This is a genomic window from [Scytonema hofmanni] UTEX 2349 (assembly GCF_000582685.1).
Taxonomy (GTDB): domain Bacteria; phylum Cyanobacteriota; class Cyanobacteriia; order Cyanobacteriales; family Nostocaceae; genus Hassallia; species Hassallia hofmanni.
Map to the genome: position 1 here is coordinate 679,960 of NZ_KK073769.1, position 26,999 is coordinate 706,958.

29 protein-coding genes are annotated in these 26,999 nt (G+C 39.7%); 13 read left to right on the top strand and 16 right to left on the bottom strand.

From position 1 onward, the window contains the following. Nucleotides 1-1,050: 1,050 nt before the first annotated feature. The 12 genes from TOL9009_RS0133160 (at nt 1,051) to hypB (ending at nt 11,624) form a co-directional block, all read left to right on the top strand. The gene (locus tag TOL9009_RS0133160; RefSeq protein WP_029637657.1) at nt 1,051-2,028 is read left to right on the top strand and encodes a tetratricopeptide repeat protein; all 978 of its coding nucleotides are present in this window, start codon (nt 1,051-1,053) and stop codon (nt 2,026-2,028) included. A 23-nt stretch (nt 2,029-2,051) separates the two neighbouring features. Then, nucleotides 2,052-2,291, top strand: a complete 240-nt coding sequence (locus TOL9009_RS0133165) for a hypothetical protein (protein ID WP_029637658.1) — start codon at nt 2,052-2,054, stop codon at nt 2,289-2,291. Nucleotides 2,292-2,299: 8 nt separating this feature from the next. Next, the gene (locus TOL9009_RS49865) at nt 2,300-2,524 is read left to right on the top strand and encodes a hypothetical protein (protein WP_029637659.1); all 225 of its coding nucleotides are present in this window, start codon (nt 2,300-2,302) and stop codon (nt 2,522-2,524) included. A 141-nt stretch (nt 2,525-2,665) separates the two neighbouring features. Next, nucleotides 2,666-3,517: a Fe-S cluster biogenesis protein NfuA gene (locus TOL9009_RS0133175; RefSeq protein WP_029637660.1), complete on the top strand. Its 852-nt coding sequence runs from the start codon at nt 2,666-2,668 to the stop codon at nt 3,515-3,517. 12 nt (nt 3,518-3,529) lie between these two features. Next, nucleotides 3,530-4,741, top strand: coding sequence for an NHL repeat-containing protein (locus tag TOL9009_RS0133180; protein ID WP_029637661.1), 1,212 nt, complete (start codon nt 3,530-3,532; stop codon nt 4,739-4,741). 123 nt (nt 4,742-4,864) lie between these two features. Further along, nucleotides 4,865-7,219 carry a carbamoyltransferase HypF gene (gene hypF / locus TOL9009_RS0133185; protein WP_029637662.1) on the top strand — a complete coding sequence of 785 codons (2,355 nt, stop codon included), beginning with the start codon at nt 4,865-4,867 and terminating at the stop codon, nt 7,217-7,219. An 80-nt stretch (nt 7,220-7,299) separates the two neighbouring features. Continuing rightward, the gene (locus tag TOL9009_RS0133190; protein ID WP_029637663.1) at nt 7,300-7,548 is read left to right on the top strand and encodes a HypC/HybG/HupF family hydrogenase formation chaperone; all 249 of its coding nucleotides are present in this window, start codon (nt 7,300-7,302) and stop codon (nt 7,546-7,548) included. A gap of 47 nt (nt 7,549-7,595) precedes the next feature. After that, the gene (gene hypD, locus TOL9009_RS0133195; protein ID WP_038298210.1) at nt 7,596-8,777 is read left to right on the top strand and encodes a hydrogenase formation protein HypD; all 1,182 of its coding nucleotides are present in this window, start codon (nt 7,596-7,598) and stop codon (nt 8,775-8,777) included. 12 nt (nt 8,778-8,789) lie between these two features. Beyond that, nucleotides 8,790-9,005, top strand: a complete 216-nt coding sequence (locus tag TOL9009_RS0133200; RefSeq protein ID WP_029637665.1) for a tautomerase family protein — start codon at nt 8,790-8,792, stop codon at nt 9,003-9,005. A 90-nt stretch (nt 9,006-9,095) separates the two neighbouring features. Next, on the top strand, nt 9,096-10,187 hold the full coding sequence (gene hypE / locus TOL9009_RS0133205) for a hydrogenase expression/formation protein HypE (protein ID WP_029637666.1): 1,092 nt from the start codon (nt 9,096-9,098) through the stop codon (nt 10,185-10,187). A 256-nt stretch (nt 10,188-10,443) separates the two neighbouring features. Continuing rightward, nucleotides 10,444-10,785, top strand: coding sequence for a hydrogenase maturation nickel metallochaperone HypA/HybF (locus tag TOL9009_RS0133210; protein WP_029637667.1), 342 nt, complete (start codon nt 10,444-10,446; stop codon nt 10,783-10,785). After that, nucleotides 10,776-11,624 (top strand): hydrogenase nickel incorporation protein HypB, encoded by an 849-nt coding sequence (gene hypB / locus TOL9009_RS0133215; protein WP_029637668.1) that lies wholly within the window; start codon nt 10,776-10,778, stop codon nt 11,622-11,624. The genes TOL9009_RS0133210 and hypB overlap by 10 nt, the downstream gene beginning before the upstream one ends. 61 nt (nt 11,625-11,685) lie before the next feature. Here the strand turns inward: hypB and TOL9009_RS0133220 are convergent, their stop codons facing one another. The 6 genes from TOL9009_RS0133220 to TOL9009_RS0133245 all read right to left on the bottom strand — a co-directional run bounded on the left by TOL9009_RS0133220 (nt 11,686) and on the right by TOL9009_RS0133245 (nt 14,756). After that, a complete protein-coding gene (locus tag TOL9009_RS0133220; RefSeq protein ID WP_029637669.1) occupies nt 11,686-12,057 on the bottom strand; it encodes a hypothetical protein in 372 nt (123 codons plus the stop codon). Continuing rightward, on the bottom strand, nt 12,050-13,054 hold the full coding sequence (locus TOL9009_RS0133225) for an LLM class flavin-dependent oxidoreductase (RefSeq protein ID WP_029637670.1): 1,005 nt from the start codon (nt 13,052-13,054) through the stop codon (nt 12,050-12,052). Before TOL9009_RS0133225 ends, TOL9009_RS0133220 begins: the two co-directional genes overlap by 8 nt. 17 nt (nt 13,055-13,071) lie before the next feature. Continuing rightward, nucleotides 13,072-13,407: a hypothetical protein gene (locus TOL9009_RS0133230; RefSeq protein ID WP_029637671.1), complete on the bottom strand. Its 336-nt coding sequence runs from the start codon at nt 13,405-13,407 to the stop codon at nt 13,072-13,074. A gap of 329 nt (nt 13,408-13,736) precedes the next feature. Next, nucleotides 13,737-14,048 carry a hypothetical protein gene (locus TOL9009_RS0133235; RefSeq protein WP_029637672.1) on the bottom strand — a complete coding sequence of 104 codons (312 nt, stop codon included), beginning with the start codon at nt 14,046-14,048 and terminating at the stop codon, nt 13,737-13,739. A 2-nt stretch (nt 14,049-14,050) separates the two neighbouring features. Continuing rightward, the gene (locus TOL9009_RS0133240) at nt 14,051-14,314 is read right to left on the bottom strand and encodes a hypothetical protein (protein WP_038298214.1); all 264 of its coding nucleotides are present in this window, start codon (nt 14,312-14,314) and stop codon (nt 14,051-14,053) included. Nucleotides 14,315-14,342: 28 nt separating this feature from the next. Further along, complete coding sequence (locus TOL9009_RS0133245; RefSeq protein WP_029637674.1) at nt 14,343-14,756, bottom strand: hypothetical protein; 414 nt, start codon at nt 14,754-14,756, stop codon at nt 14,343-14,345. 1,208 nt (nt 14,757-15,964) lie between these two features. Here TOL9009_RS0133245 and cysK point away from each other — a divergent pair. Next, a complete protein-coding gene (gene cysK / locus TOL9009_RS0133250; protein WP_029637675.1) occupies nt 15,965-16,924 on the top strand; it encodes a cysteine synthase A in 960 nt (319 codons plus the stop codon). Nucleotides 16,925-17,078: 154 nt separating this feature from the next. Here cysK and TOL9009_RS0133255 read toward each other — a convergent pair whose 3' ends face one another. The 10 genes from TOL9009_RS0133255 to TOL9009_RS0133295 all read right to left on the bottom strand — a co-directional run bounded on the left by TOL9009_RS0133255 (nt 17,079) and on the right by TOL9009_RS0133295 (nt 26,927). Further along, nucleotides 17,079-17,543 (bottom strand): ArsC/Spx/MgsR family protein, encoded by a 465-nt coding sequence (locus TOL9009_RS0133255; protein ID WP_029637676.1) that lies wholly within the window; start codon nt 17,541-17,543, stop codon nt 17,079-17,081. 307 nt (nt 17,544-17,850) lie between these two features. Then, complete coding sequence (locus TOL9009_RS0133260; RefSeq protein WP_029637677.1) at nt 17,851-18,462, bottom strand: cysteine dioxygenase family protein; 612 nt, start codon at nt 18,460-18,462, stop codon at nt 17,851-17,853. A gap of 57 nt (nt 18,463-18,519) precedes the next feature. Then, nucleotides 18,520-19,008: a hypothetical protein gene (locus TOL9009_RS0133265; protein WP_029637678.1), complete on the bottom strand. Its 489-nt coding sequence runs from the start codon at nt 19,006-19,008 to the stop codon at nt 18,520-18,522. Between the two features lie 197 nt (nt 19,009-19,205). After that, on the bottom strand, nt 19,206-19,802 hold the full coding sequence (locus TOL9009_RS0133270; protein WP_029637679.1) for a cytochrome c oxidase subunit 3: 597 nt from the start codon (nt 19,800-19,802) through the stop codon (nt 19,206-19,208). 69 nt (nt 19,803-19,871) lie between these two features. Continuing rightward, nucleotides 19,872-21,563, bottom strand: a complete 1,692-nt coding sequence (gene ctaD / locus TOL9009_RS0133275; RefSeq protein WP_029637680.1) for a cytochrome c oxidase subunit I — start codon at nt 21,561-21,563, stop codon at nt 19,872-19,874. A 183-nt stretch (nt 21,564-21,746) separates the two neighbouring features. After that, nucleotides 21,747-22,757, bottom strand: coding sequence for a cytochrome c oxidase subunit II (locus TOL9009_RS0133280; protein ID WP_029637681.1), 1,011 nt, complete (start codon nt 22,755-22,757; stop codon nt 21,747-21,749). Between the two features lie 254 nt (nt 22,758-23,011). Beyond that, nucleotides 23,012-23,149, bottom strand: coding sequence for a hypothetical protein (locus TOL9009_RS48100; protein WP_186227748.1), 138 nt, complete (start codon nt 23,147-23,149; stop codon nt 23,012-23,014). A gap of 493 nt (nt 23,150-23,642) precedes the next feature. Continuing rightward, nucleotides 23,643-23,936, bottom strand: coding sequence for a ferredoxin III, nif-specific (gene fdxB, locus TOL9009_RS0133285; RefSeq protein WP_029637682.1), 294 nt, complete (start codon nt 23,934-23,936; stop codon nt 23,643-23,645). Nucleotides 23,937-24,558: 622 nt separating this feature from the next. Next, complete coding sequence (locus TOL9009_RS0133290) at nt 24,559-25,551, bottom strand: formylglycine-generating enzyme family protein (protein WP_051503188.1); 993 nt, start codon at nt 25,549-25,551, stop codon at nt 24,559-24,561. Further along, nucleotides 25,551-26,927, bottom strand: coding sequence for a sulfatase-like hydrolase/transferase (locus tag TOL9009_RS0133295; RefSeq protein WP_029637684.1), 1,377 nt, complete (start codon nt 26,925-26,927; stop codon nt 25,551-25,553). The genes TOL9009_RS0133290 and TOL9009_RS0133295 overlap by 1 nt, the downstream gene beginning before the upstream one ends. Nucleotides 26,928-26,999: the final 72 nt, after the last annotated feature.

Genomic DNA, 26,999 nt, shown 5'->3' on the forward strand with positions numbered 1-26,999 from the left:
TGATTTTGCTGTTCGTATAGTGACCGTTCCGCTTCACTTGATTGAGTCAGAGGTCATTTCCCCTGCAAGAGCAGCCTCTTCGTTAAGGCTTATTCTATAGTGATAAGAGAAATGACATGGTGTTGCCTGAACAAGCACCACCTTGCAGCCATAGTAAGTTAGTCATCAGTTATATTGTCTATGTTGTTTACCATACCTAATTCAAACAACTAAAAAAGGATAAAGTATAAAATTTTTCATGATTAATACTTTATCCTTTATCCTTTTGAGCAACGAAATTTGTCAGACCTCGCCTATTTTTAAACGTCTATTTTTCAATATTAGATAGTTTTTGCTTCGGTTGTATGTAATGAAATAAAATTTTATTTTTTGTATTAGTTAAATACAATTTAATATTTTGAAAAAGTTCTCTTTAGAACAGATTTTGGAATTAACTAGTCATAAAATATAAAACGCAATCATCGCCATACTGACTATTTAAATAAAAAATTATCGGAATCCAAGCCTCGCTATATAAAGCTAATGCCGTAACTAAATAATTTTATTTGAGATAATAATTGTATTGCATATATACAAAAAGCTATTTATAAGTATTAAAAAATTTATTAATTGATATATAATATTTTCCAAACATATAAATTCATATCTTCTTTCTTTGACAAAGAAAAAATAAAATTATTAAGATATATGGAAAAAGTTTTAAAAGAACGTCAAACAATGCAATTTTCCTCTATGCTTCTAACAATAGAGTGTTTTGTAGATCCAGAAAATTCACTAATTGAATCGAAGGAGAATTCATTCTTTATAAGTGCCAAAACACTTGGTAATTGAAATTGCGGCTTTTTCTCAGCCCAGAGGGAAAGCAACAAACGAAGGAAAAGGTGTAGATAAAGAGTGGTGAGGAGAGATCGGGAACAGCTTTAAATATGGGGGGAAAACACAAGGGTGCAGTTTGTATAACCCTTGATTAGACACGCAAGAACAAATGCGTCTCCATGTCTTGTGGGCGTTGAAAGATTCAATTCCCGAACTGACGAGAAAAGAGTGGTGATGACCCCTAGTATTACAGATTCAGCTGTAAAAGCGGCGATCGCGGCGATCGCTTCAGAATCAGCAACGACAGAAGAAAAAATCGAAATGCTGATTGAGATGGCGCAATCTTTTCTGAAACAGCCTAAAACAGCCCAAGATTTGCGAAATGCGGTTGGGCTGTATTATCGGGCTTATGAATTGTGCGCTGATGATTATCCTCTCCTCAAAGCCCGCGCTAATGCGGGAATGGCACTCGGCTTACAGACAATTCCGGATGTTGGGTCGCAATTGCTACTCCAAGCGAAAGCAGGTTATGAAGAAGCACTGCCAATTTTGCAACAATTTGCCTCACCTGAGGAAGTAGCAGAAGTGCAGATGAATTTGGGGTTGGTGTTGCAGTCGTTGGTGCCATTCAATTTGGCGCGGACGACAGATAGCATCCAAGCTTATCACGAGGCTTTGCGGGTATTTACCTGGCAGGATTACCCACAAGAATATGCTATTTTATACAACAACATAGCGATCGCTTACCTTTCTATGCCCTTAGCATCAGAAAGAGAATACTTGCGTCAAGGCTTGGCTGTGCAGTCATTTGAGGTTGCATTGAAGCACATTAAGCTGATTGACCACCCCAGAGAATATGCGATGTTGCAGAATAACTTAGGCAACGCATTGCAATATTTACCGAGTTCGCATCCACTAGAGAATATTTTCCGAGCGATCGCTGCTTATGACGAGGCATTAAAAGTGCGATCTGCTAAAGATACACCCTTAGAATACGCCAACACAATTTCTAACAAAGCTAATGCCTTATTCAACTTACCAGATGACCCAGAAAAAGCAGAAATCGGGAATTATCAAAATCTGTTGCGAGTTCGTAATTACTATCAAGAAGCTAGAGAAATATTTCAACAGTACGAACAAATAGAACAAGCAGAAATTGTCACCCAAGCTTTGCAAGAAGTCGAGATGGAAATACTAAAGGATAATTCTTAATTTTCAAAAAAGGAAGAAAAAGAATGACAGATTTTTTGTCAAGCTTGCTGTCTGGCGACATTAACTTAATTACATCATTAGTATGGTTAGTAATAGCAGCAGGCTTATCTATAGTTGGTGGTGCCATTGGTGGCGTGCTTTTAGCCGGCAAAGATTTAGGTTATGAATTAGCCGCAATGACTGGTGGATTATTGGGACCTGCTGGTGTGATTCCAGCGGTATTTATAGGGCTAGTTCTTCTAAATTACTTGAATAATTTCTAGGAGTAATTATGTTTGAGATGGGCTGGTTTTCTCTGAAATTATTTTTCAAAGGAAAGCTAATACGCGATCCTATGTATTTTATCCAACAAACTACAATAGGCACTGTGATAGGTTTGTTATTGTTGGTATCAATTGCACAAGTGAACGTTCCCTTATGGCTACCAATCATAGTATCTAGCTTATTAACTGGCGCAATCATGCCATTTTTACTCAAAGATTTTAAAACGAAGTGAGTTGTTAATTGTTAGTTGCTAGTTGTTAGTTGCTAGTTATTGGTTGACGGTTAACAGCCAACAGTTATCGACTATCCACTATCGACTAACAACTATCCACTATCCACTATCTACTATCCACTATCCACTATCCAATAAATAATGACAAAGCTTGAGGAATTAATTCAAGAAATCAACCGCTTTGAGGCAATTGTAGCTGAGTGGGATGAAAGCCAGCGCTGTGTAGTAGTCGGGTTGAAAAGAGCGATTGAGGCTTTACATAAAGTAGCTTTAATGCGGTTGATTAAAAGCTTAAAAAAAGAAGAAACAATTTCAGCTTTACGTCAGGCAGTAGATGATGAAGTAGTGTACGGAGTACTGCTATATCACGAACTCATAAAATCGCCAAAACCGCCTTTATCACAACGCATTCAAACAGCCATTGATGAAGTTCGTCCTAGCTTAAAAAGTCATAACGGTGATGTGGAATTAGTAGCAATTAAATTACCAGATACAGTTGAAGTCAGGTTCATCGGAACTTGCAGTCATTGTCCTTCTTCAACTTTGACTTTATCTCAGGGAGTTGAACAAGCTATTAAAAAATATTGTCCAGAAATTACAAAAGTTATTGCTGTCGATAAGAAACCTCTTGTTCATAGTGCTAATAGTTTAACCAGTCCATTTTCTCAAAATAGAAATCCTCCTTGGGTTAAGTTAACAACTGTTGATCAAGTTCCGGAATCTGCTGTATTGGTGGTTAATTTTGCAGGTAATTCGCTGATTTTACATCGTCAAGGTGTTAAAATAAGCTGTTACAAAAATGCTTGTGCTCACTTAGCTTTTCCTTTAGATGACGGTACAGTTGAAAATGGTATTCTCACCTGTCCTTCTCACGGATTTCAGTACAATTTAGATACAGGAGAATGTTTAACAGCACCTGATGTTTCTCTACAGTCGTATCCTGTAAAAATTAAGGGTGATAAAGTTTTTGTGCAACTATTATTGAAAATCTAAAATTTCAAATTGATGCATAACCCAATTAAGATTACTCCCACATCAAAATTAAAGCGAGAAGCAACAGAAATTGCCCAAAGATTACCTCTGTCGTTTCATGGTGCGAAAGTAATTTTAGGTAATAGTATTGAATCAGAAACATTAGTGATGCCTTTAGCACCTAGTGCTAGAGAAATGTTTGCGCCGCGTGGTGCATGTTTGTTATCTGAAACTGGTTCTTTGTGGGTGTCAGATACGGGACATCATCGCTTATTAGGATGGCGAAATTTACCGACTACAGACAATCAACCTGCGGATTGGGTAATTGGACAACCTGACTTTAATCATGAGGGACAAAATGCTAAAAGTACACCAGGAAGGGCAACTTTAAGTGTCCCAACTGGGATTTGTGCTTGTGGGGAAGGTTTAGCAGTAGCGGATGCTTGGAATCACCGCGTTTTAATTTGGAAAAAAGTGCCGGAAGATAACAATGTTCCGGCAGATTTGGTGTTAGGTCAAGCTAATTTTATTGACAATGAACCGAATCGTGGTAAGCAAGAAGCCACAGCAAATACTTTAAATTGGTGTTATGGTGTTTGCTATTATCAAGGGAGATTGTTTGTTGCTGATACGGGAAATCGTCGGGTTTTAATTTGGGATGAATTACCGTCAGAAGATGGTCAACCAGCTGATTTGGTGTTGGGACAACCAGACATGCGATCGCGTAACGAAAATGGTGGTGCTAGTCCTTCAGCATCAAGTATGCGTTGGTGTCATGATATCACCATTTGGGGAGACAATTTAGTTGTTACTGACGCGGGTAATAACCGGGTAATGATTTGGCAAGGAATTCCAACAGAAAATAATACTCCTTGTGCGGTGGTGTTAGGACAAAAAAACTTTGATTTAGTTGAAATAAATCAAGGTGTTTATTTTCCTAGCGCTAGCAGTTTAAGTATGCCTTATGGTGTGGCAGCTAGTGGTGATTGGTTGTTAGTTGCGGATACTGCTAATTCTCGTTTGTTGGGATGGAAAAAGCCAAAATCAATTATATCTTTGCAAGGTGCTGTTGCGGATGCGTTGGCTGGACAAATAGATTTTCAAACTAAAGGTGAGAATCGCGATTTTGCATTGCCAAAGAGAGATAGTTTAAGTTGGTGTTATGGGATAAAAGTATGTGGCAATACTGCGATAATAGCTGATTCGGGAAATAATCGAATTTTAATTTGGAAAATGGAAATATAGATATACAAACAACGGAAAAACGAACCGCAGAGCACGCAGAGAAAACAGAGAAATGAGAGTTTGAGAGTATTTTGTGTAAGTCCTAATTTTATCTCACGCAGAGGCGCTAATAAAAAAAGATTTATGTCTATTGAAGAAATCAGGGTTTATGGCACTGTTCAAGGGGTAGGATTTCGTCCTACTGTGTATCGTTTGGCGAAGGCTTGTGGGTTATGTGGGGAAGTTTGTAATGATGGTCAAGGTGTGTTAATTCGGGTATCTGGTAGTGATGAATCTATAACAGAATTTGTTCAAAGATTACAACAAGAATGTCCTCCTTTAGCAAGAATTAATCAACTGACTCGAACTCCTTATCAGGGTGAATTTAGCTTTAATGATTTTGTCATTACTACTAGTGTTAGTAATGCGGTAAAAACAGCAATTACCTCTGATGCTGCTACTTGTCCGCAATGTCAATCAGAACTTTTTAATCCCCTTAGCCGTTGGTATCGTTACCCCTTTACTAACTGTACTCATTGCGGTCCCCGTTTGAGTATTATTCGCGCTATTCCTTACGACCGAAATAATACTAGCATGGCTGCTTTTCCCATGTGTCCAGAATGTGCGAAGGAATACAACGATGTCGAAAACCGTCGATTTCACGCCCAACCTATTGCTTGTCATATCTGTGGTCCCCAAGTGACTTTAGAACGTGCAGATGGTAAACCAATTAACGCTTTTATGTTCTCGATGTTGGATGATATTGATGCTGTTTGTACCTTGTTGCAAAAAGGCGAAATTGTGGCAATTAAGGGGTTAAGTGGTATTCATCTTGCTTGCGATGCTACGCAGGAAACAGCGGTGGAAAAATTGCGCGATCGCAAAAAACGTTACCATAAACCCTTTGCTTTAATGGCGCGAGATATAACGGTAATCGAAGAATATTGTACTCCGAATGCGAAGGAAAAAGAATTATTAGAAAGTCCCGCAGCACCGATTGTTTTGATGAGAAAGAAGGAAATAAGGGGAGAATACCAAATAGCAGATTCCGTCGCACCTGGGCAAAATACTCTCGGTTTTATGCTACCTTATACGCCCTTGCATCATCTAATTCTCAAACGGATGAATCGCCCGATTGTTTTAACAAGTGGTAATATTTCTGATGAACCGCAATGTATTGATAATGAAGAAGCGCGGCAAAAATTAGGGAAAATTGCAGATTATTTTCTTTTACATAACCGTGAAATTGTTAACCGGATAGATGATTCGGTAATACGGGTTATTAGTGATAAAGTGCAAACAATTCGTCGCGCTAGAGGATACGCACCAACACCTATTAATTTACCACTAGGATTTAACAACGTTCCTCATATATTAGCAATGGGTAGTGAGTTAAAAAATACCTTTTGTTTATTGCGAGATGGAGAAGCAATTATCTCCCAGCATTTAGGAGATTTAGAAAATGCTGCGGCTTTTAACGCATATCAAGATACGCTAAATTTATATTTAAATTTATTTGAGCATAAACCAGAAGTAATATCTCTAGATTTACATCCTGAATATCTTTCAACAAAACTAGGTAAAGAACTAGCAAACGCTAATCAAATAAAAGTTTATAACATCCAGCATCATCACGCCCATATTGCCGCTTGCATGGCAGAAAATAATATTCCTCTAGATAGTAACCCTGTTTTAGGAATCGCTTTAGATGGACTAGGTTATGGCGAAGATGGTACACTGTGGGGCGGAGAATTTATGTTAGCAGATTATCGCCAATTTAAGCGACTAGCAACATTTAAACCAGTAGCCATGATTGGAGGTACACAAGCAATTTATCAGCCTTGGCGTAACACCTATGCCCACTTGATATTAACCGATACTTGGGATAATTTAAAACAAAAATACGGTGAGTTAGAAATCTTACATTTTCTAGAAAACAAACCGCTGAAACTTCTCAATCAGCTAATGGAGAAACAGATAAACTCTCCCCAAGCTTCATCAGTCGGGCGTTTATTTGATGCAGTTGCTGCTGCGATCGGCATTTGTCGCGAAGAATGTAGCTATGAAGGACAAGCAGCGATCGCAATGGAAGCCTTAGTTGATGTCCATAGCTTAAATAATCATGAAGAAACGCAAATATATCCTTTTCAACTTGACATTTTAGATAGTATTTATTGTATAGACCCGCGCCCAATGTGGCAAGCTTTACTCCACGACTTACAACAGCACATTTCTCAACCTGTCATCGCTGCTAAATTTCACAAAAGTTTGGCTACAGCCATTGTAGAAATGGTTAAACATCTCCGTACAGAAAATGTAATAAATCAAGTCATTCTCACCGGAGGAGTATTTCAAAATAATATTTTATTACAGCAAGTAACTAAAGGCTTAGAACCATTAGAAATAAAGGTACTAACTCACAGTTTAGTACCCTCAAATGATGGCGGTTTATCACTAGGACAAGCTGTTATAGCAGCCGCTAAATCAATAAGTCCTTAAATCACAATATTTTAAATACTCTTTCTTTTCTTTCTCTGTGTTCTCTGCGGTTCATTTCTCTTTAACAAGGAAAATCAAAAATGTGTTTAGGAATTCCCGGTCAAATAACAGAAATAACCGACATAAATCAAAAACTAGCTATTGTTAACGTTGGTGGTGTAAAACGTCAAGTTAATATTGCTTGTATCGTTAACGAACAGCATCCCGCCGAATCTTGTGTTGGAGATTGGGTATTGGTTCATGTTGGCTTTGCCATGAATCGAATTAATGAAAAAGAAGCGGCGGAAACATTAAAGTTCTTGGAAGAATTAGCAGAAGCGATGGGTTAAGAATAAGCGCTAAAGCGCTGACTACGAAACTAAAATTAAAAGTTAATATGAAATACGTTGATGAATTTCGCGAACCACAAAAAGCTGAAGCATTACTCCAAGAAATTGGAAGATTATGTCAAATTTTAGGAAAGCCTATCAAATTAATGGAAGTATGCGGTGGTCATACCCATTCTATTTTTAAATATGGCATTGAAGAAATTTTGCCGGACACAATAGAATTAATTCACGGTCCAGGTTGTCCGGTGTGTGTGATGCCAAAAGGGAGATTAGATGATGCGATCGCTATCTCCGAAAATCCTAACGTCATTTTCACCACCTTTGGTGATGCCATGCGGGTTCCCGGTTCCACAACCAGCTTACTGCAAGCTAGGGCAAAAGGCGCAGATATTCGCATGGTTTACTCTCCCCTAGATAGCCTGCAAATCGCTAGAGAAAACCCCGACAAAGAAATCGTCTTTTTTGCCCTTGGGTTTGAAACAACTGCCCCCAGCACTGCTTTTACCATCTTACAAGCAGCATCTGCAAAAATTCACAACTTCAGCATGTTTTCCAATCACGTCCTCGTGATTCCTGCATTGGAAGCACTGCTAGATAATCCCGATTTACAACTAGATGGATTTATCGGTCCCGGTCATGTCAGTATGGTAATTGGCACTGAGCCTTATCAATTTATTTCTCAACAGTATCATAAGCCAATTGTTATTTCTGGATTTGAACCTTTAGATATTTTTCAATCAATTTGGATGCTATTACAGCAGCTAGTAGAAAATCGTTGTGAAGTTGAAAATCAATATAATCGAATTGTTGAAACGCAGGGAAATATTGTTGCAATAGAAGCTATAAACGAAGTTTTTACAGTGCGAGAAAACTTTGATTGGCGCGGTTTGGGTGAAATTCCTAATTCTGGCTTAAAAATTCGGACAAAGTATGCTCAATTTGATGCCGAACTTAAATATACCATTCCTAATCTCAAAGTTGCTGACCATAAAGCTTGTAAATGTGGCGAAATTCTCAAAGGTGTATTGAAGCCTTGGGAATGCAAAGTATTTGGTACAGCTTGCACCCCAGAAACACCGATTGGAACTTGCATGGTTTCTTCTGAAGGTGCTTGTGCAGCTTATTACAAATATGGTCGTCTTTCTAAAGTTGCTAAGAAGAATATATCGGAAAAATCACAGGTAACAATATCTCAAGAACCTCTCCCCGCTTGCGGTAATTCTCGATAAAAAGGAGATTGTATGCCATTCATCACAGTTCAAATTGCTAAAGGTCATTCTATTGAAAAAAAACGCGAATTAGTTAAAGCCCTCACTGATACACTCGTTGCTACTTTAGGTTCTAAGCCAGAATGGATTACGATTCATATCGATGAATTTGAACGGGAAAATTGGGCGGTAGGGGGTCAATTACATTCTGATAAGCATAGTGGCAGACATACGGAAAAAGGCGTATAAACTTGTTTACATTTTAATTGTCTCGTAGTAAGCGCTTCAGCGCTGAAGAAAGCGCTGAAGCGCTTACTACAAACTTAATAATATTTGAATATGAAACTTTCCCCCAATAACTCAGCGCAAAATCCCCTCTTTCAAAAAATCTCTCGGCGAGGTAAACTGCGAGATACTCATATTACTCTCGCGCATGGTAGCGGTGGTAAAGCAATGCGCGATTTAATTGATGATATCTTTATTAGTAACTTTGATAATCCGATTCTCTCGCAATTAGAAGATCAAGCAAGTTTCAACTTAGCAAGTTTCACAAAACACGGAGATAGACTCGCTTTCACCACCGATTCTTATGTTGTAGACCCTTTGTTTTTTCCTGGTGGTGATATCGGAGAATTAGCAATATATGGCACTATAAATGATTTAGCGGTGAGTGGTGCTAAACCTTTATATCTCTCCTGTAGTGTTATTTTAGAAGAAGGATTACCTGTAGAAACATTGCGACGCGTCGCTACAAGTATGAAAATAGCCGCGCATAAAACTGGCATCCAAATTGTGACAGGTGACACAAAAGTTGTGCAACGCGGTGCTGTAGATAAGTTGTTTATTAATACTGCTGGTATTGGCGTAATTCCGGCGGGAGTTGCTATTTCGGCACACAATATTCAAGCGGGAGATGCGGTAATTATTAATGGTGAATTGGGCAATCATGGCGCTGCAATTTTAATTGCCCGTGGAGAATTGGCATTAGATACTGATATTGAAAGTGACTGTCAGCCATTGCATGATTTAGTTAAAACTATCCTCAATGTTTGTCCCGAAGTTCATGCAATGCGGGATGCAACACGCGGCGGTTTGGCTACAGTATTAAATGAATTTGCTATTAGTTCAAATGTCGGAATTCGTCTAGATGAAAAGTCTATCCCAGTACGTGAAGAAGTAAAAGGTGTGTGCGAAATTCTCGGTTTAGATCCGTTGTATTTGGCGAATGAAGGTAAGTTAGTTGTAGTGGTGAAAGGTGATGATGCTGACACTGTTTTATCAGCTATGAAGTCTCATCCAGCCGGAAAAGATGCTTGTATTATCGGTGAAGTTATTTCCTCACCTCCGGGAATTGTATTGTTAAACACTATTTTCGGTGCTGAACGCATTGTTGATATGCTTGTTGGCGATCAGTTACCACGTATTTGTTAAGTTATGATGATGATTTTATAGAATTTATTAAGTTTTTATATAGATATTTGTAGTCAATCGGACTTTTTCATCAAAAGGCTATTGATAGGATTTGTGAAAGTTAAGCAATCAAAAGTTAGTTTGTTGGTGAATTAAGTAATTTTTTTATTAATTATACAAGCTTAATGTATAGTAACGTACCTAATTTATCTGGTGCGTTACACTGCGTTAACCCACCTCACATCTGATTTAAAAAAAGAGCGATCGCCTAAGTTTTATGCACGAAATAGGAATTACTCAAAATGTTGTAGCAATTGTAGCTGAATACGCCAATGGTGCAAAAGTACGACGGGTATTATTAGAAATTGGCAAGCTTTCAGCTATTATGCCTGATGCCGTATCTTTTTGTTTTGATATTTGTTCTCAAAATACAGTTTTAGAAGGGGCAATATTAGAAATATTGCAAACTCCCGGTTTAGCAAAATGTCGTCAATGTGGTGCAGAAATTACTCTAGAAAAGCCCTTTGGTGTCTGTAGTTGTGGCAGCCTTCAACTAGATTTAATTGCTGGCGAAGAATTAAAAATAAAAGAAATTGAGATAGAGGAAATATGTGTGTAACTTGCGGCTGTTCTGATGATGCTGAAGCTAAAGTTTCTAATTTGCAAACTGGTACAGTAGTGGCTATTAAGCCTGAAAGTGAAACTCACCACCATCATACTCATGTGTTACCTGATGGCAAGATTGTCACCCATTCTCACAGTCACGATATTAATGATGTATCTCAAATTCATGCCAAAATACATGGCAGAACTATATCATTAGAACATGAAATTTTAGGAAAAAATAATCTAATAGCTGCGCAAAATCGCGGCTGGTTTAAAGGTAGAAATATTCTGGCATTAAATTTAGTCAGTTCTCCTGGTTCGGGAAAAACAACTCTTTTAACTCGGACAATCAATGATTTAAAAAAGCAATTGTCTCTTAGTGTGATTGAAGGGGATCAAGAAACTACTAATGATGCAGAAAAAATCAAAGATACTGGCTGCAAAGTTGTCCAAGTAAATACGGGTAGTGGCTGTCATTTAGATGCCGCAATGGTAGAACAAGGTTTGCAACAACTCAATCCACCTCTTGATTCGATAGTGATGATTGAAAATGTTGGCAATCTAGTTTGTCCGGCTTTATTTGATTTGGGAGAACAGGCAAAGGTTGTAATTTTATCGGTGACAGAGGGAGAAGATAAACCGATAAAATACCCCTATATGTTCCGCGCTAGTGAGATAATGATTTTGACAAAAATTGATTTGCTGCCTTATGTCAAGTTTGATGTGCAACGCTGCATAGAATACGCAAAGCAAGTCAATCCGCAAATTCAGATTTTTCAGCTTTCGGCACAGACGGGAATGGGATTAGATAATTGGTATGAGTGGCTATCCAAAAAAGCCATTAGCTATTAGCAACATCGTAGAGACGTTCCGCCGGAACGTCTTTACAATATATTAATATAACAGCGTTGTCTCAAAGCCAATCTCGATAACCTGAGATTTCTTTGACGCTAATTTCAAAGGCACCCCCTTTGCCAAATGGGGGATAAACGCGGATATTAGCATTACTAGAAAACCGTTCTAATCGATTGCCAAATTGAGGAATGTTGCTGACTATGTGCCAATAAGATACTATGTCAGGACTGTCAATTACCAAGGTCAAACTATCGGCATTTGTAGTGATATACCAATGACAGTTAGAGAGTAATGTGCGGGTAATGCGATCGCACGCTTGATAAAAGCATCTGCCAGTAGATTGTTCTAGCTCTTGATGCAGCATTCTATCAAGTTTTGTCACCTCTGTTGGCGGTAAATCATCCGCAGGTAGTGAGGGTGGTTTACACATAATTTTGCACCTCCTGGTTGTAGCGAGTCAAACTCTCAAGGTTTTTTTGCAAGTCAAAAGACGAGGGTTTGAGTGCCAGCGTGCCTATATTTAATTCATCCTGAAATTTTTTGATTTTGTCGCGACAACTAGCTACATCACCAATAATCGAATTTTCAATCAAATAGTCTTCATCAAAACAAATGTTGTCGCGATCAAATTGTTTGACTTTTTGATTGAGACTGCCTTGCATAAGTTGGGCAGAATTGGCTTTCATTTTCAGGCTGTATTTGCGGATAAAAGGCATCGCTTCATTCACCGCTTCATCGTATGTCTTTGCCGCAAAAAAGAAGCGTGCCAGCATGAGATTTTCAGCACCGCTGGAATTCAAAGCACGATATTTGGCAACAGTATTCTTCAATCTATTAAGTGAAAACGGCGGTCCCCCCATCAAACCGAAGGAATGTTTTGCGGCAAATGCTACCCCGTCATCATCCCCAGTTGCCACAAACACGGGAATTTTTGGTTGCAATGGTTTCGGGTAAATTGTCAACTTTGCACATTCATAATATTGCCCGTTAAAGGTGACATCCCTTTCATATAACAACTGCTGAATCATCGCGATCGCTTCCAACATTTTCGGACGAGATTCACTCGCTGCTGTGGCAAAATGTTTGTTTTGTTGCGGAAAGGGTCCACCTTTGGCAATTCCAAATATTAACCGACCACTGCATAAATTATCCAATGTGGCAATATCTTCCGCAACTCGAATCGGGTTATGAAACGCTAGCAAAACCGCTCCAGTTCCTAATCGAATTGTGGAAGTAACGCCTGCTAGGTGCGCCAGCAAGACTAACATTGATGAACTGATATTCAATTCATTGAAATGATGTTCGCTCACCCAGGCTTGGTCAAACCCAAGGTATTCGGCATGTTTCACCAGCGCGACTTGTTCAAAAATGGCGCGATGGGCATCCTGGTAAGGATTTTCATAATTACAAAATAGTCCAATTTTCATGGCGATCGCTATTATTTCTAAGTTGCGACCCAATGCAAATCTAACCACAAGCGTGGATGTGCCTGCTTTAGTTTTGACATCGGATCGCGTAGCAGTCGTGAGGCATTCATAAACACCACCTGAACTAACCCCATATTGTCTGCTACTTCTCTAAGTACATCTTTTTTAGCTTGCACATAAGTCAATATTTCGGCAGAGCAATAAATCCCTATGTATTGCAAGCGTTTAGGAGGTCGTCCCCAATAACAGGTAATGACTTTGACATAACAGCCGTCTAACAATTCCCCTAATTGTGGGTAATAGTTTTCCACGACTCTGATGAATTCTTTGGCTAGGATATCTTCAGTAATCATTACAAAACATATTTACGTAGCGCTCATCACATATGTTAATATAACACATTTATTGTCAACCCAAACTGACAATAAACCGATTTTTTATTAATGCTTTATAATTACAATTAAACAATAGGAGGTATGCTTTTAGCAATACCTCCTATCAATTTGATATAGCACCCAAACTTTGTTTAAACTTGCCTGTGACTGGAAAAATCATCAAATGTAGCGCCAATCCAGTCAAGGCAGTTAAATAATTTAAATTGATTGTTTCCGGAAAAAACTAGAATTGCGATGTGGAAAATTTATGATTCAAAATTTTCTCTCATAACAATCATTAACTGTGATTATCGAGCATTACGCTCTGACACCAAAACCTCTGCTACCAAATCTGGCAAATCCATAAGGTCAATATATCCATCTGAACCACGCATAGGAGAGATAAATGTATAGTTTGGGTCACACTCTCCATTGTCGTAAACTTGAATAAACCACCTATCGGGAAATCCGGCAATGCCAAGTTCTACAATATACCAACACTCACCAATCAAACGAGAGTTAAATATTGTAAACCACTCTCTATTTGGTTCGGAAATGTTCCAATCTGCCATCAGGAACTCTAACGCGATTTGTCCGGCATCTATTGAAGTCAATAGCATTTCTACTCCTTATTTGAAACTTCAGGATACAATCCTAATTCCTTTGCTAGCTCACGCGCAACAAAAAATAAAAACTCGGCACCATCTTGATTTCCTTCGTGAGCAAACATAGTTCCTACTTGCATCATTGTCTGCACCAAACCACTATCAATTAATTCTGGCTCTTGTTCTAAAACTTCCGGTTCCTGACCGTTAGGACACTTAAGTAGCTTATCAATTAAATTAAAATACAGGTTTTGGCGTTGTTCTTGGGTTTGTTGTGTCATGATTTATGTTTGTTGATGCGCGAATTGTTTATTGCTCGATGCTTTGCTGCCAAAGTCTTTCCAACATTTCGATCTGTTCTTGTAAAACCGCAGATCGATATACAAGATACCTATCATAGAAAAGAATTGCCAAGCCAATACAAATAGGGAAAAACAAGAAAAACCATTCCAACAAAGTGGCAATTTTATATTGCTCAACAGTAGTTAGTATTTCTTGGGCAGGATTGGGTTTTGTATCTTCTTGCTTAGTAGTTAATAAGCTTTGGTTCAGTGCTTCATTAGTAGTGTTTTTCCCAATTTGATTAACTGCATAAGTTGAATTCTTTATTTCCAATAATTCGATATGTCGTCCCCAAATTATGCCAAATACTACGACTCCTGGAGAAAGTACTGCTAAAGTTACTAAACAAACTGTGATAATATTTACAATTCTGGATCTCATCTTGACTAAAGAAGTATGAAGTGTAAAGGATGAAGTTGATACAAGCTTTATAAATATGAAGGATAAAGGAGCAAATATCCTTCATAGTTCAGATTTTGGTATGGGTGGGTTAATTTTATACTTCATACTTCAGCCTTTAAATTGACTCTTCGTTGCAAGGCAGTATCTACCCAGTGAGCAAATATTTTTTACGGTTTATACAAGCACTAAGCTTTGGCAAATAAAATGGCAGAAGCGTGCAAAATATAAATATCAGAAGTAAGAAAATACTACTGACAGGAGTGACGCACATCTTTCCCTTATCTACAATAGGGGGTTAAGAAGTCCCCCCTCGTTCTTTAGGTTTGCACCATCAGAATGTCGGGGGGTAGAGGGGAATCTCTGCGTAAATCCTATAAGTTTTATATCAGTCGTCTCTGCACACAACTATTTATCTGTGTGGATTAAGATTATTAAATTAATTAGGTTTGTACTCAAAGCCTGCAATTCTTATCTGATAAGACTTACAAAATTTTCTTGGGGTAGGGGTACTAGTATTTTTGGGTTGGGGTACTAGTATTTACGTTCTGGGGTTCTAGCATTTTTGTACTCAACACCAAACCCATCCAGGCTTTGATAAAAGACTGTTTTTGAGCTAATTTCTGCTTCTTAAAGTTTGTACTCAAAGCAAATCATATTACTTGATAAATATACACGCAATTAACTTAAATTGAATCAATAAAAAATTAATATTGTATTAAATATTTGTATTTACGATCTAGAGAATTTGAAAAATCATCTAAACACTACAGAAATAACCTCACTAATAAGCCAAAGTTGTGAAAGCGAAAGCAAACAATTCCCACTCGCATTACACAACTCAACAGCCAGATTCTCACTCAACCCTTGCTCACTCTGCTCATGCTCAAATATTTTCAATATTAAACCTATGAGTAAACGCCCTCAGGCTACAAGCCTGGGGCTATACAAACAAAGCCCGCCTACGCGGACTTCAAATCCAAAAAATATACTTTTACAAGAAGTCTATTCGGGGTAAGTTAGAGTATATAATTTATATATGTTTATACATACACTTGCGCTCAAGGAGTGCAACTTACATCAACAACTCATTCCAAGAAAAAAATTAATAAATTTAAATATATACAACTAACTGTAAGAAAATAAAATGTGTGAGACTTTACTAAAATTAGAATTTTAGGAGTTAATTCGTGCGGATAGCTAAAGACGTAACAGAACTTATTGGACGGACTCCTTTAGTTGCTCTGAATAAGATCCCCCAATCTGAAGGATGTGTAGCCAGAATTGTGGTGAAGTTGGAAGGAATGAACCCAGCCGCTTCAGTCAAAGACCGCATCGGCATCAGCATGGTGCAGCAAGCAGAAGCAACGGGCTGGATTACGCCAGGAAAAACCATTTTAGTCGAGCCAACCTCAGGTAATACCGGGATTGCACTCGCAATGGTGGCAGCAGCGCGTGGCTACAGTTTGATTTTAACCATGCCAGAAACGATGAGTTTAGAAAGACGCGCCATGCTACGCGCTTATGGTGCTACTTTGGAGTTAACTCCAGGGGCAGAGGGAATGCGAGGGGCAATTCGCAAAGCGGAGGAAATTGTCGCTAAGACTCCCAATGCTTTTATGCTGCAACAGTTTCGCAACCCAGCAAATCCGGAAATTCACCGCAAAACTACCGCCGAAGAAATTTGGGAAGATACAGACGGGGAAGTGGATATTCTCATCGCTGGGGTAGGTACCGGTGGGACAATTACTGGAGTTGCGGAAGCAATTAAACAACGCAAGCCAAGTTTTCAGGCGATCGCTGTTGAACCCAGCAATAGCCCCGTCCTCTCTGGTGGTGAACCAGGAGCACATAAAATTCAAGGTATTGGTGCCGGATTTGTCCCAACTATTCTCCGTACCGAACTGATTGACGAAGTGATTAAAGTCAGCGACGATCAGGCGATCGCTTATGGGCGTCGTTTGGCAAAAGAAGAAGGATTGTTATCTGGTATCTCCTCCGGTGCTGCTTTATATGCAGCAATTGAGGTTGCTAAACGCCCAGAAAACACCGATCGCTTAATCGTCATGATTCAGCCTTCCTTTGGCGAACGCTACCTTAGCACCCCCATGTTCCAAAACTTGGAAGCTGAACCTACGGCTGTTCGTTAGGAGGACAAGGGGACAAGGGGACAAGGGGACAAGGGGGACAAGGGGGACAAGGGGGGCAAGGAGGCAGGGGGAGTTTGTCTCTCCATCTCCCTCATCTCCCTCATCTCCCTCATCTCCCTCATCTCCCTCATCTCCCTCATCTCCCCCACTCCTCCTAATGTTTACATTTACCTTGCTGATGGTGTTCGTGATCGTGACCGTGGGCACAGCCTTGTAGGTCTTGGTTCATGAGTTTTTCGCTCATTTCTTGCAGGGATTCATCCGCAGCTTTTAAACCAATCCAAGCATTGATTTTTTCCACATCGAAACCGGCTTCACGGCGATCGCCTACTTGAATTAAAGGACGGCGAATTAACAGCGGATCGCGCAGCATCAATACTAAAGCAGTTTCTGCGTCTAGTTTTTCTGGATCTACCTCACCAGATTTTACCACTGGGGCGGCGCGGTTAATCCACTCAACCACAGGGCGATCGCCAAAAAAGGAGCGCAAACGCTCAACTGTCCAGGTTTCAGTTAACAGATTATACGGCACAACTTCATGACCTGCGGCTGTCAGCAAAGTTTTCTGTTTCGTATTATTTTTACAGCCTGGTTTTTCATAGAAAATTACTCTTGCCATTGAATTATCTCCTTAATAATTAGATAAATGTATAGCGGTTTTGGGTTGAGTGAAGTAGAGTCAGACCTAACCCCCCAACCCCCTTCCCTACAAGGGAAGGGGGAGATGTAGAGACGCGATATATCGCGTCTCTACACAGTTGGAGAGAGGTCAATTTTACACATCACATCAAGCGTGCAAACCGCTATAAAAAAATCATTTGAATAGACATTATCTGATATCAAAAACTTTCTTGGACAATGCCTAACCATACATAAATTCTAATTAAAATTCTTATATATTTGCCATTAATAATTATCAATATTAATTAAAACTTTTTTGCAGTTTTACTAACTATGTCAAACTCAAATCTTTCTTTGGGGTCAGTTTCACCATAAATATTAAAAGTTACAGTTGGTTCATCACCTACCGCTTCCACGCTATGAATAGCATCGGGAGTAAAGCTGATAATATTTCCTGGTTCTAAAGTTATTTCGCCTGTACTTTCAATTTTATCTGGAAATTCTGCACTAGGACTGCGTTGCCAACATGTAGTTTTTTCCAGTCCTTTTAATACTGCTACTACTCCCCAAGTTCCGTGGTTGTGAATCGGTGATTTTATTCCTGGTAAAAATGTTACTATTTGCACAGTCAAAGGAAAACCTAATTCATCATACAGGAGTAAAACAGAAGTTCCAGTTTGTGGAGAAGGTTGTAATTTCTGACTTTGCACCCAGTAAGAATTAGTAATTAATCGCCTTACCAACATGCGAATTTCTGGAAGGCGACTTGATTCGTCGTCAACGTTATTAAGAACGTCTTCCACCTCAGTTAGAAACCGATACAGGCGATAATTATCTCTTAATAAATCCCATTCTCTGGCTGATTTACATGCTTGATACTGACCATCTCCAGTTACAAGCCAATCTCTATTTTTCATAAATTCAGTATTTTAAGATAGGGTGTGTTTTGTAGTGAGCGCTTACTACGGAGATAATTATTCTTCATCCTCTTCCGCTGGGCGTGTCAAAATATCAAGTATAAGTCCCCCACCAAATTCTTTTTTATCATCAACTTCTTTGACTCTGGCACTTATTTCTTTAGCTTGTTCTATTTCTCCTAGCTTTGCTAAGACTAATCCAGAAGCGGCATAAGCGGTTAAATATAGCCTAATTGAGGAGTTATCTTTGCGACTAACTAATATTGGCTTCAATTGTTGCCAATCATCAGGTAGGTTTTCCGAATCATGAATTTTATTTATAACTTTGACTGCGGTTTCCAGTGCTAGTAGATAATTATTTTTATAGTAAAAATATCTATATGCGGCGACTAATACATCTATATTATCTTCTGTTTTAGCTAAAGCTTGCTGCATATACTTTTCTGATTCGGCAGTATCTTCCCAGTTTTTGGCGGCTAATATCAATAAATTCTTAATATCTTCTGGAACTTGAAACCAGGAAAATGCTTCTGAGTCAGTTTTCATAAAAATAACCTTTAGTAATAGATACTGGGTACTGGTGACTGGGTACTAGGGAAAAAATATTAAAAATAATCTTCCTACTCACTAGTAGTCTGTCAAACTCCTAAATGACGGTTAGAGAGACGCAATAAATTGCCGTCTCTACAAAAAATCTATCCGTCACTTGACGCACTACTAGTCCCAGTCCCCAGTCCCCAGTTTTAAAACAAGCTGAGAATGTACAGCAAGGAGAAGAGAATAATCCAGATGATGTCTACAAAGTGCCAGTATATTTCTGCCATTTCAATACCAACGTGCTTGGTAGCAGAATAGTGACCGGGACGACGCGATCGCCACAATACACCTAGAATTAATAACAGTCCTATAAACACGTGCAAACCGTGGAATCCTGTCATTAAATAAAAACAGTTAGAAAATACATTAGTCGTCATGCCGTATCCTAAAGTTAGATACTCAACAATCTGACCAAGTAAGAAAACTGCTCCCATTATTGCAGTGATGATATACCACCGACGCATTCCTTTGACATCATTCTTTTTAATGGCTGCGTCACCAAAGTGAATGACGAAACTACTAGAAACTAGAATGATAGTGTTAATGGTCGGCAATAAAAGTTCAACTTCGGTGTTTTCTGGGGGCCAAATTTCTGTTTGTCCTCGAAAGAACAAATAAGCCGCAAAAAAACCACCAAACATTAAAGATTCAGAAGCAAGAAAGGTTAATAATCCCAATACTCGCAAATCTTGATGTTCGCTGTGTTCTGCGTGATGTTCTGCACTTGATGTTGCGATCGCCATATTGTTGCAGCTTGAATAAATGTCCAAAAATAAATCGTAGTAAGCGCTAAAGCGCTTACTACAAACTAACTAAGCACTGGCTTCTGTTGCAGTAGATGACGGCAATTCAGCGCTATGATTATTGATGCCGTAGTCGTAGGGACCGTGAGTGACAACGGGCAATACTTCCCAGTTTTCTACTATTGGTGGTGAACTGGTTGTCCATTCTAAAGTCAAAGCTTGCCAAGGATTATCACCGGCTTTTTGTCCAGCAATCCAACTCCAAATGATGTTGATTGTGAAGGGAATCACTGAAGCTGCCAATACAAAAGAACCAACGGTACAAATCTGATTCAGGCTGATAAATTGTGGATCGTACATGGCAACTCTTCGAGGCATTCCTTGCAAACCCAACTCGTGCATCGGTAGGAATGTCAGATTAGTGCCAATGAAGGTAAGGACGAAGTGAACTCGACCCCAAGTTTCATTCATCATCCGTCCGGTCATTTTCGGGAACCAGTGGTAAATACCAGCGTAAATACCAAATACGGAACCGCCAAATAATACATAGTGGAAGTGCGCCACTACATAATATGTGTCGTGTACGTGAATATCAAAGGGGGCTGTTCCCATTGTGACACCGCTTAAGCCGCCCATGACAAACATGGATAGCAAGCCAATGGCGAATAGCATGGCGCTGGTGAAGCGGATTTTACCACCCCAAAGGGTTGCTACCCAACCGAAAATCTTGACGCCGGTGGGAACAGCCACAATCAGGGTAGAGATGGTGAAGAACATCCGCATCCAACCTGGTGTACCGCTGGTAAACATGTGGTGTACCCAGACGAACAAACCGACAACGCAGATGGCTACGCTGGAATAGGCGATCGCTTTATAACCAAAAATCGGTTTGCGGGCGTGTACTGGTATCACTTCAGACATAATGCCGAAGATGGGCAGAATCATCAAATAAACTGCCGGGTGCGAATAAAACCAGAACAAATGTTGGTAAATTACCACATTACCGCCAGCATCTGGTTTAAAGAAGGAAGTACCAAAGTTGATATCAAACAACAACAGCACCAAACCAGCTGCTAATACAGGTGTGGAGAGAAGCGCTAAAATAGCGGTTGCTAAAGTCGCCCAACAAAATAAGGGAACTTGATCCCATTTCATGCTGGGGACTTTCATCTTCAAGATGGTGATGACAAAGTTCACCGAACCCAAAATTGAGGAAGTTCCCACCAAAACGATCGCTAAAATCCACATCGATTGTGCGGTGTTAGCGGTAATTAAACTTAATGGTGGGTAAGCAGTCCAGCCAGATTGCGATCCACCAAAAAAGAAACTACCGAGAATTAATGCGCCGGCTGGTGGGTTTAACCAAAAGGCGATCGCATTCAACTTCGGGAAAGCCATATCTCTGGCGCCAATCATCAACGGCACCAGATAATTACCAAATCCCCCAATTGCACTCGGTACAATCCACAGAAAAATCATGATTGTTCCATGATTCGTCATGAAAGCGTTGTACAGATTGGGGTCAATCAGGTCTGCATCTGGTGTTGCTAATTCTACACGCATCACAACAGCCATCAATCCCCCAATTAGATAGAAGACAAATGCTGTAACTAGATATTGGATGCCAATAACTTTATGGTCAACATTAAAAGTGAAGTAGTCGTACCATTTCCACGCTGGAGGATGGATTGTATGGGTACTCACCAATTGAGCTTTATTGTCTTCGTGTGGAGTATTCGGTGGAAATTCTACTTGCGTCATATTTTTTCCTTTGTTGGTTGATAGTTGATATTTGTTGGTTGTTAGTTGATATTTGTTGTTTGATAGTTGATATTTGTTGGTTGTTAGTTGATATTTGTTGTTTTTTCTACCAACCACTAACCACCAACCACTAACCACTAACCACTAACCACTAACCACCAACCACTAACCACTAACCACTAACTAATAACCATTAACCAGTGACTCTAGAGTTACTGAGCTAATCCCCATATCATGAGCGTAGGGAGCAAGAAACTCTGAAGCTGATAACTGAGCTGGTTTGACTGCAACAGCTTGATTCAGTTCTTGGTTTTGAGCAACTTTGTTTTCTGTCAACCAGTTCTCATACTCTTCTGGTGTTTCCACAATTACTTGCGATCGCATTGAACCGTGATAACCACCGCATAATTCTGTACAAACTATCGGATATGTACCAGTTTTAGTAGCGACGAATCGTAATTGAGTCGGGATACCGGGAATTGCATCTTGCTTCAATCTAAATTGCGGTACCCAAAATGAGTGAATTACATCTGTTGCGGACAAGTTAATTTGGACATCGGCACCAATTGGGACGTGTAATTCTCCAGAATTAACACCACTTTCGGGATAGTTAAATATCCAAGCAAACTGCATCCCGGTGACATCAACAACTAAGTCGGCAACTTTGCCATCTTGGGAAGTTCCCCCAATGCCTATTTTCCGCGCTCCTGCTGGGGGTACTGGTATTTCCATCTCCGAAGCACTTGCGTCACTCAATGTAGCTGCGAGTGCGGTTCCTGGCATCTGAGCAACATGAGCTGGAGAATGGCTATGAGCCATCATATGTCCTGGTGCTTCAATTCCGCCCATGCGGGTAAAAACATCAACACTGTATACTCCTAAGCAGAGGACAATGATTGATGGAACTGCCGTCCAAAAAACTTCTAAAGGAAGATTGCCCTCAATATGGACACCATCCGTATCATCTCCTTTACGGCGACGATATTTAACTACAAAAATTAAGATGGTTCCTTCTACTATCAAAAATAGAGCGATCGCAATGCTGAACATGATGTTGAAAAACCCGTCCACCAAAGGCGCTTGTGCGGAAGCTTGCACCGGCAGTAAACTATGGTTTTGACCAAGCCAGATGCTTAAAACTGTGACGAATGCTCCAGCAACTAAAGTTAATAATGAAACAGGAATTTCTTGCATACATACCTGCTGTGTACAACATCGTTAAAGGTGTGATTTTCTTTCTTTTACCCCAGGATTCATATCCTGTACTCTTGATGTATATCCTTAGGCAAATTTCAAAGCATCACAACAAGCATAATTATTTGCTTTCACCTATATATTTTCTCTGTTTATTATAGTGAATCAGGGAAAATTCCCTATATTTTTTAATATCTTTTATCTGCTAAAGTAACAACAAAATTTATTATACTTGTAGCTAATTTCATGTCCGCTTAATTAACAGGAAGAAAAATACTCCAATCATCGTAGAGACGTTCCGATGGAACGTCTTTATCCGCAGTAGAGACGTTCCACCGGAACGTCTCTACAACATGTATCTCAACGCCGGACATAATACAATAAGCATTCACAAATCAACTCTCAGTAAAAAAATAAGGATGAAGTTAAATTCGCGAATTAATTCGCTCAATCGTACAGATTTATTTTTTCATCCTTTTGCCTTTATCACCACTGATCTAGGCTATATTAGCCGCAAATTTAAATTTGTTAATGGCTAACATTTTCCTATTTCTGCATTGTTCTACTGCTAACTTTTTGGGTAGTTCCGGTAAATATCCAGTATTCCACCACATCTATTGCAGTGTAAACGAAGGAAAGAGAATCTTTCTCTCTTCCTCTTCCTCTGTGTTCTCTGCGCTTCTGTGGTTCGTTCTTTAACTCCGCATTTATTAACTTGGCAGACTAGTAGAAGAGTGTGGCATTGTGCGTACTAAGCCGACAAAACGCAGGCAGAATTTAGTACGCATAACAAGCAACTTCTAGCCTGCGAAGGAGGGTGTGCGTTCCGATAAGGTTTAGCAAGCGCATTTACCGACAATAGCGCTTGAAAAAAGCGCATAAACCTTAACTTACTAAAGCAACATGGGTGTAGCAATTTTTGGGACAGATTCTTGCACAAGCCTCACAACCAACACAGTTTTCTGGATTAGCTACTACCATTATTTTTCGTTCGATTTCATCACCATCTTCATCGTCTACAAGTTCACCTTCTTCGTTAAGTGCCGCCAAAGATAGCACATTATGCCCGCAAATTTTAAAGCATCTGCCACAGCCAATACACTTTTCTTGATTGATCTCTTGAGCAAATTTAGGTATCCAAGTTTTACCGCCAAATGTCAAGCCTGTTAGTTGTGCCATGAATCTACCTCAGCAATTTTGCCTACTAATTTATCTGAACTATTATTCTCATCCTAACTTAATCTTAATTAGCTGAGTTTATTGTTCACAAAGGATTATTTTCTCTATCAATTTTTGATGACTTGAATTTAATATTTTGAGGGCTTTAAAATCTTTTTAATTTTTTAAATGAAAAATTTTGCCAATAATTTAAATTAAAGCCTGATCGATTCTATGCTTATATCGCCTGTTTCTGCCGATTTCAGGTTTTTCCTAAAAATCGATTGCTGATAAATCGAATTCTTTATTTACTGATAAATACAAATAAATAACTGATGTTTTGCTTGGCAGTTTTTGGTAAAATTCTTCTGGCTGATGATAGTTGTTTTCCAGAAAAATACGTTACAAACTAAAAAGAATAAATAGTGTTTTTATATACGAAATTGCTTTTTTATTGGTTTAAGTATATATCGTTTCAAGCCTCATCTTTTTATAATCGTTATTTGATACAGAAGATTTCAGGTAAATGAAGTACATATATAAAACTCAAAATCTTGTAGAGACGTAACAGTGCTACGTCTCTACGTGTATGGGATTAGAGCGATCGCCTGCTGTAAGGCTTTGAAACGAAGTTGTCACCCTCTTAGTTGGATGAGACACAACGGAATCCAATATGACAGGTTGAAGTATCAATTGTTTCTGCCTGACGCGCTGCTGGACGATAGCGAAAGCAATAGTTCGCTGCACAGAGAAACGACCCACCTTTGAGGACTTTTCTGGGAATTTGGATTTCTGATTGATTCGGATCAAAACTTTCTTCCAAAGTGCCACCTCTGGGATTCACTGGAATACAGCAAGATTTCGGTTTGGATGGAAGGGAGTGCGATCGATACCAATCCATTGTCCATTCCCAAACATTACCCGCCATGTCATACAAACCGTAGTTGTTACCAGGGTAAGAGCCAACAGGTTCAGGTCGAGGTGGATGAGATTTGAAGTTTTGCCAGGGAAATTCTCCTTGCCAGATATTAGCTAATAACTTGTTTTTTGGAAACTCATTACCCCAGACATAAACAGCACCTTCTAAACCTCCACGCGCCGCAAACTCCCATTGTGCTTCAGTCGGTAATGCTTTGCCAGCCCATCTTGCATATGCTTCGGCATCCTCATAAGCAATATGCACAACTGGATAGTTTTCCCGTCCTTTTATTGAGCTACCAAGACCATCGGGATGTCTCCAGTTTGCGCCAGGAATATAACTCCACCAGCTTATTGAGTGTAAATCAACCGGATAGAGTGGCTGCTCAAAAACTAACGATCCAGGGACTAACAATTTTGGTAACGCTCCAGGATAATCCTGCGGATTTGGTGGACGTTCGGCAACGGTAATATATCTGGTTGCTTTGACAAATCGCTGAAACTGTTTGTTTGTTACAGTGTGTTGATCCATCCAGAATCCACTCACTGTAACCTGTTGTGTGGGTGCTTCTTCTGGGTAATGATCGTCTGACCCCATTGTGAATGTACCACCTGGAATCCAAACCATTCCTTTATCAGGCGGTTTTCCTGGACTTGGGGCAGAGCGATGAGTTGGAATTGGTGTGGCGATCGCCTCACCCTGTCGGTGCTGTTTCATTAAGATCCGTAAGGCAACACTTGCGAATTCCAATCTTCAAATTGGTTACGTAAACGCGTAAATACCTCTGGATGACTATCCTTGAGGTCTACGGTTTCGCCTAGATCGGTTGATAAATCGAACAAATACTCTTCCCCTGCCAGATTCAAATACTTCCAATCACCGTTTCTTACAGCTTTTTGCGTTCTCGGTTCTGCCCCTCCATAGCGCCAAAACAAAGTTCGCGGTAACACCTTTCGTTTGTCACGCAGCAGTGGAAGTAAATCTACACCATCCAAAGGATAGTCTGGATCAAAGCTGGTTCGGGTTGCAGCAAGAATGGTTGCAGTTAAATCGTGGGTAATAATTACTTGTTTGCTAACTTGATTAGCCCGAATTACACCGGGATAGCGAATCAAGGTAGGCACTCGGATGCCACCTTCGTATAAACTGCCTTTTCTACCCTGGAAAGGTCCAAAGTAGGAGTATCGTTCGCCGCCATTATCACTTGTAAAAATTACCAATGTATTATTGGCTTGTCCGCTTTGCTCCAATGCCTCCAATACTTTGCCGACTCCTTCATCCAAACGCTGCACCATTGCCGCGTAGATTTCTGTCGAACCTCCGGCAGTGTAAGCATTAGAGTTATAGAAAGTGCGGCTCAATTCTTCATCTTCTGGTCCTTCCCAAGGCCAATGGGGTGCATTGTAATGTAGGCTAAGATAAAATGGCTTAGAGCGATCGCGTTGAATGAATTCAACTGCTCTTTCTGTATACAAATCAGTAGCATACCCCGCACGGTCTGCAATCTCTTCACCTTCATAAAAATCCACTACACCCCTACCATCTTTATGGGTGAAGTAATCAATCCCACCGCTTAAATTTCCCAAATACTCGTCAAAGCCACTTTTGAGAGGACTATAGTTAGGCGGATAACCGCAGTGCCATTTACCAACTAAGGCAGTTTCATAACCGTTGCCTTTCAATAATGAAGCAATGGTTGGATGACTAGGTGGCAATCCTACGCTACTCCCAGCCTGCGTAATATTACTCAGGGGTTCCCTCAGACCGATAGGCAGCCGAGCCGGATAGCGCCCGGTGTAGAAAGCAACTCGTGTGGGGGTACAAACGGTTTGATTCGAGTAGGCGTTAATAAAGCGGGTTCCCTGCCGTGCAAGTCGATCTATATTTGGGGTCTTAAAGTCTGGGCGTCCGTAAATACTGAGATCACCCCAACCCATATCATCAACTAAAATAAACAGCACATTCAGGCGACGACGAGATTTAGCTGTCGCTGTTGAGAATAAATTCGCACCACCTGTTGCCATAAGAGTACTAGCAGCCGTCATAGCTAGAAATTTACGACGATTCATGCTGCTGTTAGTCTGCTGCGTCATTAATTAATCTCCCTTTCAGTATCGAATTACACCAATTTAATGAGGTTTAAAAATTTTTGTGCGTTTCCCCTC